We start from the raw sequence: 12,815 nt of genomic DNA, 5'->3' as shown, positions 1-12,815 counted from the left end.
CCTTACTCCGGCAGCGCGGGCGCGGCAAGTAATTGCTCGATGGTCGGCGCATCCACGCGGGCCAGGTCGTCCTGGTATTTGAGCAGCACGCCCAGCGTGTCTTGCACGGATTGCGGGTCGAGCTCTGTCACGTTCAGCGCGGCCAGTGCGCGGCACCAGTCGATGGCCTCGGCAATGCCGGGTGCCTTGAACAGGTCGATGCCGCGCAGCCGATGTACGAAATCGACCGCGCGCTGTTGCAGGCGGGCGGCAGTCTCGGGCGCGCGCTGCGCCACGATCTGCAGTTCGCGGGCCTTGTCGGGGTAGCCGATCCACTGATACAGGCAGCGCCGCTTGAGCGCGTCATGCACCTCGCGCGTGCGATTGGAGGTCATGATGACCAGGGGAATCACCTGCGCGCGCACCGTACCAAACTCAGGAATCGACACCTGAAAATCCGACAGCAGCTCCAGCAGAAACGCCTCGAACGGCTCGTCCGCTCGATCGATTTCGTCGATCAGCAAGACGCGGGGTGTGTCGGGGTGGTTGGGGTCTGGCAGCAGCGCCTGCAACAACGGGCGCTTGAGCAGGAATTCATCACGGTAGAGCGTATCGGCGCTAGGTTTGTTGCCCGCCGCCTCCGCCAGGCGCAGGGCCATGATCTGGCGCGGGTAATCCCACTCGTACAGCGCGCTGGCGGTGTCGAGCCCTTCGTAGCATTGCAGCCGCAGCAGCGATGTGCCGAGCAGCCCCGCCGCCGCCTTCGCCAGCTCGGTCTTGCCGACACCGGGTTCACCCTCCAGAAACAGCGGCCGCTGCATGCGCAGTGCGAGGAACAGGGCCGTGGCCAACTCGCGGCTGGCGAAATAGCCCTGGCCCTGCAGTTGCGCGATGCAGTCGTCGATGGAGTCGACCGGCATGCCGTTCCTTGGCCGATACGCTTAATGGTGCTTCGCCAGGGCGTGCTCCACGGCGCGTGCCGCGAGCACCGGAATCAGGTGCGCCCGATATTCCGGCGAGGCATGCAGATCGCCCACCAGATCATCGGGCGAGACCACCACCTTGCGTGCAGCTTCCGACGTGAAATTGGCGGCCAGCGCCTGCTCCAGCGGCGTACACCGGAACACGCACGGCGCCGCGCCCGTCACCGCCACGCGCACGTTGTTGCCCTTGCGGCTGACGAACACACCCACCAGCGCAAAGCGCGATGCCGGGTTGCGGAACTTCACGTAGGCCGCCTGATCCGGCACGGGGAACTGCACCTCGGTGATGAGCTCGTCTGCAGCCAACGCCGTCTCGTACATGCCGAGGAAGAAGTCGTCCGCCGCGATGTTGCGCCGCTCGGTGACGACGGTGGCGTTCAGGCCCAGCACAGCGGCCGGATAGCACGCGGCCGGGTCGTTGTTGGCCAGCGACCCGCCGAGCGTGCCCATGGCCCGCACCTGTCGGTCGCCGATACCGCCGGCCAGTTCTGCCAGGGCGGGCAGCATACGGACAATGTCCGCGTTTTCGGCCACATCCGCATGGCGTGTGGCGGCCCCTACGGTGATGACGCCCGGCTGCGAGCGGATACCCGACATGCCGGGAATGCGCGTGACATCGACCAGCGTGGACGGTTGCGCCAGCCGCAGCTTCATCGCCGCCAGCAGGCTCTGGCCGCCGCCGAGGTACTTGGCGTCGGCATGCGTCTTCATCGCGGTGACGGCGGTCTGGGCGTCGGTGGCTTTCTGGTACTCGAAGTCGTACATGGTGGGCTCCTCTGCCTAGGCCTTGGCCGCTTGGATGGTCTGCCAGACACGATGCGGCGTGGCGGGCATCTGGATGTCCTTCACGCCCAGCGGCGTCAGCGCATCGACGATGGCGTTGATGAGCGCTGGCGGCGAGCCGATGGCACCTGCCTCACCGCACCCCTTCACGCCCAGCGGGTTGTGCGTGCACGGTGTGCCCTTGGCGGTTTCGACGGTAAAGCTCGGCAGGTTGTCGGCGCGCGGCATGGCGTAGTCCATGTACGAGCCGGTCAGCAGCTGGCCGTTTTCGTCGTACACGCAGGCCTCCATCAGCGCCTGACCGATACCCTGGCCGAGGCCTCCATGCACCTGCCCCTCGACGATCATCGGGTTGATGATGTTGCCGAAATCGTCCACCGCAACGAAGCGGTCGATGTGGACCTCGCCGGTATCGGGGTCCACTTCCACCTCGCAGATGTACGCGCCTGCGGGATAGGTGAAGTTGGTCGGGTCGTAGAAGGCGTTTTCGTCCAGGCCCGGTTCGAGCTTGTCGAGCGGGTAGTTGTGCGGCACATAGGCCGTGAGCGCGACTTCGCCGAAGGTCTTGGTGCGATCGGTGCCGGCCACGCGGAAGACGCCGTCCTTGAACTCGATGTCTTCGGCGGATGCTTCCAGCAGATGCGCGGCGATCTTCTTGGCCTTGGCTTCGATCTTGTCGAGCGCTTTCATGATGGCCGAGCCGCCCACGGCAATCGAACGCGAGCCGTACGTACCCATGCCGAAGGGGATGCGTCCCGTATCGCCATGCACGACTTCGATGTTCTCGATGGGCACACCCAGGCGATCGGCCACCACCTGCGCAAACGTCGTCTCATGGCCTTGACCGTGGCTGTGTGAACCGGTGAACACGGTGACGGAGCCCGTGGGGTGCACGCGGATCTCGCCCGCTTCGAACAACCCCGCACGCGCGCCGAGCGCTCCGGCGATGTTCGACGGCGCCAGCCCGCACGCCTCGATATAGCAGGAGTAGCCCATGCCGCGCAGTCGGCCCTTTGCGCGCGAGGCATCGCGGCGGGCGGCGAAGCCTTTCACGTCAGCCAGTTCGATGGCGCGGTCGAGGCAGGGCTCGTAGTCGCCCGTGTCGTAGGTCAGACCGACCGGCGTGGCGTAGGGGAACGTGCGGATGAAGTTGCGGCGGCGCAGTTCGGCGGGGTCGATCTGCAACTCGCGCGCGGCGGTTTCAACCAGGCGCTCGACCACGTACGTTGCCTCGGGCCGCCCGGCGCCGCGGTATGCATCGACCGGCGCAGTGTTCGTGAACACGGCCTTCACCTCAGCGTAAATGGCCGGCGTCTTGTACTGGCCCGCAAGCAGCGTCGCGTAGAGGATGGTCGGCACGCTGCTGGCAAACGTCGACAGATACGCACCCATGTTGGCCGTCGTATGCACGCGCATGGCGAGGAAGTTGCCCTGCGCATCGAGGGCCAGTTCGGCATGCGTAACGTGGTCACGCCCATGCGCGTCGGTCAGGAAGGATTCGGACCGCTCGGCCGTCCACTTGATCGGCCGGCCCACCTTCTTCGATGCCCACGTGAGCGCCACATCTTCCGGGTACAGGAAGATCTTCGAGCCGAAACCGCCGCCCACATCGGGCGCAATCACACGCACCTTCGCTTCGGTCAGGCCCAGCACGAAGGCCGACATCAGCAGGCGCTCCACATGCGGGTTCTGGTTGGCGACGTAGAGCGTGTAGCTGTCGTCCTGGCGTGAATAGCTGGCGTTGACGGCGCGCGGCTCGATGGCGTTCGGGATCAGCCGGTTGTTGACGATATGCAGTTGCGTGACATGCGCAGCCTTGGCAAAGGCGGCATCGGTAGCGGCCTTATCGCCGTGGCCCCAGGTGTAGCAGATGTTGTCGGGCACCTCGTCGTGGACAGCGGAGCGGGCGGTGTCCGCCGTAGCGGTGTCGACCACCGCAGGCAGTTCTTCGTACTCCACGTCGATCATCTCGACGGCGTCCTTGGCGATCTTCACCGATTCCGCCACCACCAGCGCCACCTGGTCGCCCACGTGGCGCACCTTGCCTTGCGCGAGCACGGGGTGGGGCGGCTCCTTCATCGGCGTGCCGTCAATGCTGTGGATCAGCCAGCCGCACGGCAAGCCGCCCACCTTGTCGGCGGCCAGGTCGTCGCCTGTGAGCACGGCCAGCACACCCGGATGCTTGCGTGCAGCATCCGCATTGATGTGCTTGATGCGCGCATGCGCATACGGCGAACGCAGGAACACCGCATACGACTGGTGCGCCTGGATGACGTCGTCGGTGTACTGTCCGGCGCCGGTGAGGAAGCGGTAGTCTTCCTTGCGCTTGACGGCTGCGCCGATCAGGTGGTTGTTGGGTTCTGCGGGAGCGTTCATGGTGGTCTCCTCGCTCGGATCAGGCAGCGTGGGCGCGGGCGGCGGCCAGGCTTTGCAGGGAGGCATCGTTGCCTTCAGCCTCCGCCATGGCTTCGGCGCCCTTCATCACGGCGCGCACGATGTTGTGATACCCCGTGCAGCGGCACAGGTTGCCGTCGAGCTGCTCGCGCACCCTATGTTCGTCCGGATGTGGGCGCTGTGCGACCAGCGCCGTGGCGGCCATCACCATGCCCGGTGTGCAGAAGCCGCATTGCAGACCATGGCATTCACGAAACGCCTCCTGCATCGGGTGCAGTGCACCATCCTTGGACAACCCTTCGATGGTGGTCACCTCGGCGCCATCGGCCTGCACCGCCAGAATGTTGCACGACTTCACCGCGCGCCCGTTCATATGCACCGTGCAGGCGCCGCATTGCGCCGTATCGCACCCGATGTGGGTGCCGGTGAGCCGCAGTTGCTCGCGCAGCATTTGGACCAGCAGGGTATGGGGTTCGACACTGACGGTGACAGGTGCACCGTTGACCGACAGCTTGAGGCTGATCGCCATGGGAGTCTCCTTGGGGATGGTCGCCGGGGCTCCGTTGTGCGCCTTCCTTGCAACGAAGAGGCGCGCGGAATCTGGGTATCGGTGGTGGCGACTCTACTCAGTAAAGCACAGGCCAAGGAGAAGACAACCGCAGCGCGGTAGGGGCAGGCGGCAGGGAAGGGACGATGCTGCGGCACGCAATGCAGGTGCCGCAGACATGACAAAGGGCCGGAATCCGGCCCTCGATTTGGCACCAGGCGGTCATGACCTGGCGGGTGTGGCGGCTTGCGTGGTCGCCCACGGCCGGCGCACGGTACTGCTGGTATTGCGATGACTACGCTACAGCTAGCTCGGGCACACGCCCATCAACAACAATGGCGGCTGACAACAGGTCAGGCCTTGGCGGTGCGTTGCGTGCTGAACAGGTTCGCGATTGCCGAGAAGAACTGGGCGAACGAGAACGAGGTGCCGTTCGGGCGGCGATAGTAGTAGATACCTTCGGACATCTCGCGCTCGATCAGTTCGCGCTCGAGTTGGTCGGTCAGCTTCAGGTCGTTCGTGTTTTGCATGATTGGCCTCTTAGGGATTTCCCGGTTAGGGAATACCCCTATGATAGACCAAATATTGCAATGCACCATACGTAAGCTTACGTATGCACCACTTCGCGTTGCTTGGCCGCCACGCTTTCTTTGCGCGGCACCAATGCGGTGCAATCGCCGCTTCTGACGCTATTTGACGGGGATCGGCTGGCTGGCCGGCACCGGCACCGCCGTCACGCTGTTCTTCGGGCTGCCCGAGATGACCTTGTCGGAATACACCAGATAGACCAGCACGTTGCGCTTTCGGTCTACCACGCGCACCACGTGCAGTGTCTTGAAGACGAGCGACAGGCGCTGCGTGAACATGTCGTCCTGCTGCGGCAGCGGCTTGGTGAACGCGATGTCGTCCACCTGGCGGCAGGCCACCGCCGCCTCGCTCACGTCTTCGGCCACGCCCAGCGTGCCCTTGATGCCGCCGGTGCGGGCGCGCGATACATAACAGGTCACGCCCTGCACGAGCGGGTCGTCAAACGCCTCGACAACGATCTTGTCAGAGCCGGTAATGCGGAAATTGGTGCTGACGCTGCCGATGTCTTCGGCGCGCGAGCACGCGGTGGCGCACAGCCCCAGCGCGGCAACGAGGATGGGAAGGCGGGTCAGGGAGCGGATAAACGAGCGCATGGTCTTGCCTACGTATAGAAGAAGAGAGGCCTTGGGATCAGAGCAGCGATTCGGGCGGCCACGACGTCGCCGCTTCGTCCACGAAGGTGGGACGCACGTCGGCGTGCTGCTCGCGGGATTGCTCGATGCGGCGGTGCAGGGCGTCCATAAAGACTTTTACCTTGGCCGGCATCAGGCGCCGGCCCGGAAAGACGGCATAGACGCGCATCGGCGGGGACTGGAACGCCGTCAGCACCTCTTGCAGCGCGCCGGACGCGATCAGGTCGGTGGCAAAAACGGAAGTGATTCGGGCGACGCCCAGGCCAGCAATGGCCGCTTGCATCCGCAATTCGCTGTTGGACGTGCGCATGCGGAAATCGAGGGGGAGATTGATGGTCTCGCCGCCGGGTGTGCGGACCTGCCATTCGGTTTCGTTGGAGGTACCGAGGCAAGGCCAGTCGACGAGCTGGTCGGGGTGGGTGAGCGGCCCAAGGCGTTTCAGCAGTTGCGGCGCGACCACCATGGCGCGCCGCAGGTCGAACACGCGCTGGGCAACCAGCCCCGAATCGGGTAAGGGCCCGCGCGGCACGGTCAGCATGATGTCGTAGCCCTGGGCCAGGGGATCGATCTGGCGCGGGGCCACGTCCACCTCGATGCGCAGGGCGGTGTGCTCGCGCATGACTTCCAATACCACCTCGGCGAGCTGCCTGGCGGCAAACTCGTACGGCATGGCAATGCGCAGCGTGCCTGCGGGTGACTGAAACGTCGCAGCCGCGTCTTCCGAGACTTCGCGCAGCCGCTGGAACAAGGGTCCGGCATCGCGCAGCAGGGCTTCGCCGGCATCGGTCAGGCGCAAACGCCGCGTGCTACGTTCGAACAGGCGCACGCCCATCTTGCCTTCCAGCCGCGACACCGCTGTACTGACCGACGACTTGGGCAACCCCAGGCGATCGGCCGCGCGTGTGAAGCTGCCGAGTGTGGCCACGGTGCAGAAGGTGTCCCAGTCGTTCCAGTCCGTCGTTCGCATAATTGAACAATGAATTTGTTGGAGGGCGGTTTCCGCCGGTTTCAAGGCAAATTACCATCCCCGCATGAACACGCCAAGCACAGACCACATGGCTTCACCGCCCCCCGCGCTCCGCAAACCTGCTGCCGAATCGACTGTGGGCAGCCGGATGGAACTGCGCATGGTGGGCATGGTGATCGGCCTGGCAACAGGCGTGGACTACATGTCCAACCTGATGTTCTCGATTGCGGGGCCGCATATCGAGGGCGGGGTACTGGCGTCACAAGACATTTATCTCTGGGCCGTGACGGCCTATGCGGCGGCGGCCAGCTTGGCGATCCTGGTGATGGGCCGGCTGGCCGACCACATGACGTATCGCAAGCACACGCTGCTGTCGCTACTCGTCTTCATTATCGGCACGCTGATGTGCGCGGCGGCCGAGGGCGGCACGATGCTGGTGCTGGGCCGGGCGGTGCAGGGTTTTGGCGGCGGGCCGATGCTGTCCACTTCGCGCATCTTCGTGCAGCACAGCCCCGCGCAGGAACGCCGCACGCTGATGAAGGGGATGATCTACGGCATCTTCGGACTGAGCTGCGTGTCTCCGATGCTGTCGGCCGCGCTCACGGAGCAGTTTGGCTGGCGCGCCATCTTCGTCGCCCAGCTGCTGGTGGCGGTGGTGGTGTGCGGGCTGGTAGCCGCGTTCTATCCGCACCCGAAGATGCATGAGCGCAAGGGCGATTTCGCCTCGCTCGACTGGCCTTCGGCCGTTGCGTTCGGGGTGGCGGCACTGATTGCGCTGCACGGGTTCCAGCAGGCACGCTTCATTCACCCGGATGGGTCACCCGCGCAGGTGGTGCCGATCATTGCCGTGGTGGCGCTCATCGCCTGGATCGGCATTCGCCAGACCGCCCACCCGCTGCCGTGGGTGGACCTGCGCGCCACGCTGCAGCGCCGCTTCCTGATGGGCATGGTGTTCTATGCCATCTACTACGTGTTTGCCAGCGCGTGGGGCTTTCTGTCGTCGAGCCTGCTGCAGAACGGCCTGGGCTTCCGTTACGAGACCACCGCGCAATTGATGAGCCTGGGCGGGCTGGTGACCATCGTGCTGGGCGTGCTGAACTTCCAGTTGACGAATGTGCTGCCGACCAAGCGCGTGCTGATCTCCATCGGCTTCGTGCTGATGGCAACGGCGCTGTTGTGGATGTCGCGCGCGGCCATGCCAGGGGCTTCCGTGGCGGCGGTGGCGCCGGGCTTCATGATCGAAGGCATGGTGGGGATGTTCGTGGTGATCCAGGTGGCGGGGCTCACGTTCGTGGACATGCCCGCCAAGGATTTCGGCCACGCCTATCAGTTCAAGGGGATCATGCGGGCCTGGGCGCAGGCCTTCGGCACGATGGCGGCCACGTTGCTGCTGCAGCGTGGGCAGGCGCAGCACCGGACGGATCTGGTGGGGCATGTGAGTGCGCTCACGCCTGCCTGGCAGTGGCCGCATCCGCTGCAAGGTGTGGAGCTGATTCGGATTTCTGCTGAGATTGATCGGCAGGCGACGTTGCTGGCGGTGAGTGATTTGTTTGCCTGGGGGGCGGTGATTGCGGTGGTGTGTGCTGGTGCTATCTGGTTGCAGAGGTCTTTGCGCTAGTGGTGCTGCTTGCCGTGGGTTTCGTCCCCCGACGGGGCCGACTTACTTTCTTTGTCTTGCCAAAGAAAGGTAAGCAAAGAAAGGCGCGCCCGAGATGGCGACTTCCCCTTGAATTTCTGTAACCGGGCGGGGAAGGAGGCAAACTCGCTGCGCTCAGACAAGCCTCCTTCCTTTTTCCGCCCGCTTACAGAAATTCAAGGCGCCATCTAGGGCAGGGTACGGCCACACCGTCGCGGGGCGTGTGTTGTCGCCGCATTTTTTTCGGTGGTCAATCCAGTTTTTGTTCGGGAGCAGTTGCCTGCGGCAGCTTGCAGTTGAAGGCGGGGGCTTCGTCTTTCAGGTCCAGGTGGTTCATCAGGGTGGGGGCCAGCACCTTGAGCACCTGCACCGTCAGTGCGCTGGTGAACTTGTACTTGGCCGCGTCCGCGCCGGCTACGTAGGCGACGACGGTGCCGAAGTAGCGGTCTCCAAGGTAGAAGACGAAGGCGCCGGAGCGGCTGACCACGCGTTCGGAGATGAGCCCGCCGCCGCGGCTGAAGGTTTTGAAGCGGTTGTCGCCGGTGCCGGTCTTGCCGCCGACGGCGATGGGCTGGCCGTCTTTCTGCACGAACGTGCCGGATATCCGCTTGGCGGTGCCGCCTTCCACCACGCCCGCCAGTGCGGATTTGACCAGCGACGGGATCTCGGGCGGCAGCACGCGTTCGCCCGCGTCAGGGTCGCGGCAGAGCATGACTTCGTACGGCGTGTTGGCGGCAAAGCGCAGGCGGTCGATACGCACGGTGGGCAGGCGGATGCCATCGTTCTCGATGATGCCCATCAGCTCCGCCAGCGATGCCGGCCGGTCTGCCGATGCGCCAATCGCCGTGCCGTACGACGGCACCAGCGATTCAAACGGATAGCCGAGCCGCTTCCACATGGCATGAATCTGCTGGAACGCTTCGATTTCCAGCATCTGCTTGATGCGCTTGTCCTGCGCGCCCTTGCGGTGCGATTGCAGCAGCCATTTGTAGACGGCCAGCCGTTCATCGGCGCTGGCCTCGTTCACCTGCGCGAGCGTCGCCTGCGGGTGGCTGCGCAGATACGCCACCAGCCACAGCTCCAGCGGGTGCAGCCGGGCGATGTAGCCGCGGTCAGCCAGGTCAAAGCGCTGGACGGAATACTTCTCGTACAGGCTGGTGAGTTCAGACTCATCCAGCTTTGTGCCGGGCAGGTAGGCACGAATGAACGCCGCGAGCTTGCCCGGGCCGGCTTCCGGGTCGATGCTGCGGAAGATGGTCGCCAGCCGCACCGGGGTGGCATGCGTGCTTTGCACCAGGATGGCTTCGCGCTCCTGGTCGGTCTTGCCCTTGTATTTGGCGTAGAAGCGGCCCATGAAGAGCTTGCCTTCGCGATCGGCAAAGCGGCGCAGGTAGATTTGCCGCTGCGGGGAATCGGGATTCGTCAGCGCCTCGGCGCCGGCGCTGGGCAATTGATGCTGAAAGTAGCGCGAGATATCGCGCATGATCCGCACGAAAACCAGGTTGACCGAGTGCTTGAGCCCCTCGCGCACGGTGAACTGCTGGTAGCTTTCCCATTTCTCGAAATTCTCGAAACTCTGCATGCCGCCGCCGGTGGCGAACCATTCGCCGGCGTTGCCGGAGTACTTGCGCTCCATCGATGCATCGAGCATGGCCGCCAGCGAGCGGTCTTGCGTGTGGGCCAGATAGTCGACGGCCCAGCGCTCGATCGGGTTCTGCACGGGGATGTTGAGCTTGCGCAGGGCGGCGGCGGGCTGGTCGACATAGCGCTTGTGCAGCGCGGCCACGATTTGCAGATACGTCACCAGCGTGCGCAGCTTGGCGGTGGAGCCCAGGTCCAGCTTCACGCCTTCATTGATGTCGAACGGCTTGTCGAACGTGTCGGCCTGCACCAGTACGCGGTTCCCGCCGGGCGCGCGCTCGTACAGCGTGAAGCTGTAGGTCACGCCGCGCGGATCACCGTGCTGCAACATCATGTCGCCGACGAGGCCGGCTGCCTTGGCGCGTTCGGGGTCGCGCAGCTTGCGCAGCTCGGTGGTGATATCACGCTGCAAGGGCGCATCGAGCGTGCTGCTGGCCGTCAGGTCCAGCCGGTCGAGAGCGTACATGCGCGAAATGCCCAGCATGCCCGCCAGGTTCACGCGCACGGCATTGGTGCCCTTGTGCTCGATCGGTGGAGGCGGCACGTGGGTGTTCAGCGCCTGCTGTTTGAGCGATTGCGCGATGGCTGCGTCACGCAGGGCGGGCGGAATGACGCCCGTCGCGGCCAGCACGCGCAGATAGGCGTTCGTCAGCGCTTCAAGTTCGTCGAGGTTGTCGAGGTAGTACGACGGCCGCCGCTGCGACACCAACAGGCTCAGTGCCTCTTTGTACGCTAGCGCACGGTCTTCCAGCAGCGCGGTCGACTTGGCCGACAACAACGCATTGACCTGCCCAAAATCGCGCCCGTACCAGACCCACAGCGCATCGCCGATGCCCTGGATCTCGCCAAACCCGGCGCGCGCACCCAGCGGTACGGTGTTCAGATAATCGACCGCGAGCTGGCGTCGCGTCGCGGTCGTGTCTTCGCCGTTGAGGTAAGCGCGTGCGGATGCCGAGGCCATCTGGCGCAGCTTTTCACTGGGCGAATCGGTGCGGCCTTCGGGCGAATGCCGGTACTTCTCGATTTGCGTGGCGAGCGTGCTGCCGCCGGGCGATTCGTGCGCGGTGTTGACGGTATGGAGGGCGCGGTCCCACATGGCGCGCGCAAGGCGTGACCATTCCACGGCCGGGTTGCGCTTGGGGTATTCGGTTTGCAGCAGCGTGCGGTTCTCGATGGCGAGCAGCGAGTCCACCAGCAGCGGCGGCACCGACGCAAAACTGTCATACACGCGCTCCGGGTGGCGCACACGGTAGATCGGGCGGCCGTCGTCGTCGAGCAGTTCCAGGCCCGCCTGGTCTTTCTCGTGATAGGGCGCGTTCATGCCGCGGTCCATCCACGCGACCATGTCTTTCGATGGCACGGCCTGCTGCGCGACGATGTAGCCGCGCGCACGCAGGCGGTCGAGAAAATTCGGGAGGTCGTGATACCCGAGACGCGCGTCGTAAGGGCCGGAGTTGGGAAAACGGGCCGAGGCATTGGGCCCCGGCTTGACGGGAAAGGTTTGCGACTGCGCGAGTTGTGCGAAGTGGTGTGCCTGCCAGGAAGACGTGCGGAATTCGCGAGCGACAAGCCATGCGGCCACTGCAAGCACCAGCGCCGCAAACACGGCCCACTTGATGATGCGGCGGCGTTTTCTTGTCACTCGCTACGCTCCAGTCGCAGGCGGATGCGCGCCTCACTTCAATCTAGCCGATGCGGCTGTCGTGTCCAGCGGCTTGTAATTTTGGGGCCGCGATTGCAAGCCTTACGACGGCGTGTAGTACGGAATGTTCTGCTCGTCGTACAACCGGTACGTCAGGGCCAGGATGGCCTGGATGTCTTCAGACTCATCCAGCAGCCGCGTGCTGAAGATAATGGGCGAGACCAGCTGCGGATCGTCGAGTTCCATGTAGCAGACATCTTCGCGCTTCAAACCCGCCACGCTGCGCGGCACCACCGACACCCCTTCGCCTGCCGCGACCAATCCCAGGGCGATTTGCAATTCCCGTGCCTCGTAAATCTTGCTTGGTTCCAAGGCGCGGTCGTGGAACAGGGCAAGCACCTGGTCGGCATAGCTTGGACGCGGCGCGCGCGGGTAGATGATCAGCGTATCGCCCACCAGGTCGCGCAGCGATGCCGCCGGCTTGGCCCCCAGCAACGGATGCCCCGAGGGCAGGGCAACCATCAGCCGCTCATCGCGCAGCAGAATGCGCCGCACGTTGGGGTCTTCATAGCGGATGCGGCCGAAGCCGACGTCGATGCGGCCATCCTTGAGCGCCTGGATCTGGTCCATGGTGGTCATCTCGTGCATGGTGAGATCGACCATCGGGTACTCCGCGCGAAAGCGGCGGATGACCTTCGGGAGCATCCCGTACAGCGTTGAGGCCACGAAGCCGATCGACAGGCGCCGCTCAATCTGGCCGACACGCTGCGTCATCGAGGCCAGTTCGGCCGTCTGCGCCAGCAACTGGCGCGCATGCGCGTGGAAGAAGCGGCCGGCCTCCGTGAGCCTGAGCGGGCGGCTGCCACGCTCGAACAGCAGCACGCCGATTTCGTCTTCGAGTTGCTGAATCTGCCGCGAGAGCGGCGGCTGGGCGATGTGCAGGCGCTCGGCCGCGCGCGTGAAGTTCAGCTCTTCAGCAACGGCTACGAAGTAGCGCAGGTGGCGCAGTTCCATATCCAACCT

At 64.7% G+C, this 12,815-nt stretch carries 10 protein-coding genes; 1 reads left to right on the top strand and 9 read right to left on the bottom strand.

The features are described from left to right. Positions 1–2: 2 nt before the first annotated feature. The 7 genes from NG900_RS11465 to NG900_RS11435 all read right to left on the bottom strand — a co-directional run bounded on the left by NG900_RS11465 (position 3) and on the right by NG900_RS11435 (position 6,873). A complete protein-coding gene (locus NG900_RS11465; RefSeq protein WP_252680251.1) occupies positions 3–899 on the bottom strand; it encodes an AAA family ATPase in 897 nt (298 codons plus the stop codon). Positions 900–920: 21 nt separating this feature from the next. Further along, positions 921–1,727 carry an FAD binding domain-containing protein gene (locus NG900_RS11460; protein ID WP_252680249.1) on the bottom strand — a complete coding sequence of 269 codons (807 nt, stop codon included), beginning with the start codon at positions 1,725–1,727 and terminating at the stop codon, positions 921–923. A 15-nt stretch (positions 1,728–1,742) separates the two neighbouring features. After that, entirely contained in the window at positions 1,743–4,121 is a 2,379-nt protein-coding gene (locus NG900_RS11455; RefSeq protein WP_252680247.1) for a xanthine dehydrogenase family protein molybdopterin-binding subunit, read from the bottom strand. A 19-nt stretch (positions 4,122–4,140) separates the two neighbouring features. Further along, positions 4,141–4,668, bottom strand: a complete 528-nt coding sequence (locus tag NG900_RS11450; RefSeq protein WP_252680245.1) for a (2Fe-2S)-binding protein — start codon at positions 4,666–4,668, stop codon at positions 4,141–4,143. A 371-nt stretch (positions 4,669–5,039) separates the two neighbouring features. Continuing rightward, entirely contained in the window at positions 5,040–5,216 is a 177-nt protein-coding gene (locus NG900_RS11445) for a hypothetical protein (protein ID WP_252680243.1), read from the bottom strand. 159 nt (positions 5,217–5,375) lie between these two features. Next, the gene (locus NG900_RS11440; protein WP_252680241.1) at positions 5,376–5,867 is read right to left on the bottom strand and encodes a CreA family protein; all 492 of its coding nucleotides are present in this window, start codon (positions 5,865–5,867) and stop codon (positions 5,376–5,378) included. Between the two features lie 37 nt (positions 5,868–5,904). Next, a complete protein-coding gene (locus NG900_RS11435; RefSeq protein ID WP_252680898.1) occupies positions 5,905–6,873 on the bottom strand; it encodes a LysR family transcriptional regulator in 969 nt (322 codons plus the stop codon). A 64-nt stretch (positions 6,874–6,937) separates the two neighbouring features. On the opposite strand from NG900_RS11435, the gene NG900_RS11430 reads away from it, so the two are divergent. After that, positions 6,938–8,491 (top strand): MFS transporter, encoded by a 1,554-nt coding sequence (locus tag NG900_RS11430; protein WP_252680239.1) that lies wholly within the window; start codon positions 6,938–6,940, stop codon positions 8,489–8,491. 268 nt (positions 8,492–8,759) lie between these two features. Here NG900_RS11430 and NG900_RS11425 read toward each other — a convergent pair whose 3' ends face one another. Together NG900_RS11425 and NG900_RS11420 are read right to left on the bottom strand one after the other, a co-directional pair. Further along, complete coding sequence (locus NG900_RS11425) at positions 8,760–11,792, bottom strand: transglycosylase domain-containing protein (RefSeq protein ID WP_252680237.1); 3,033 nt, start codon at positions 11,790–11,792, stop codon at positions 8,760–8,762. A 102-nt stretch (positions 11,793–11,894) separates the two neighbouring features. Further along, on the bottom strand, positions 11,895–12,806 hold the full coding sequence (locus tag NG900_RS11420) for a LysR family transcriptional regulator (RefSeq protein ID WP_252680235.1): 912 nt from the start codon (positions 12,804–12,806) through the stop codon (positions 11,895–11,897). Positions 12,807–12,815 lie beyond the last annotated feature (9 nt).

The sequence above is a fragment of the Ralstonia soli genome (assembly GCF_023955655.1).
Taxonomy (GTDB): Bacteria; Pseudomonadota; Gammaproteobacteria; order Burkholderiales; family Burkholderiaceae; genus Ralstonia; species Ralstonia soli.
Note: the sequence above shows the minus strand (reverse complement) of the source record. Positions and strands in the feature narration are given on the sequence as shown.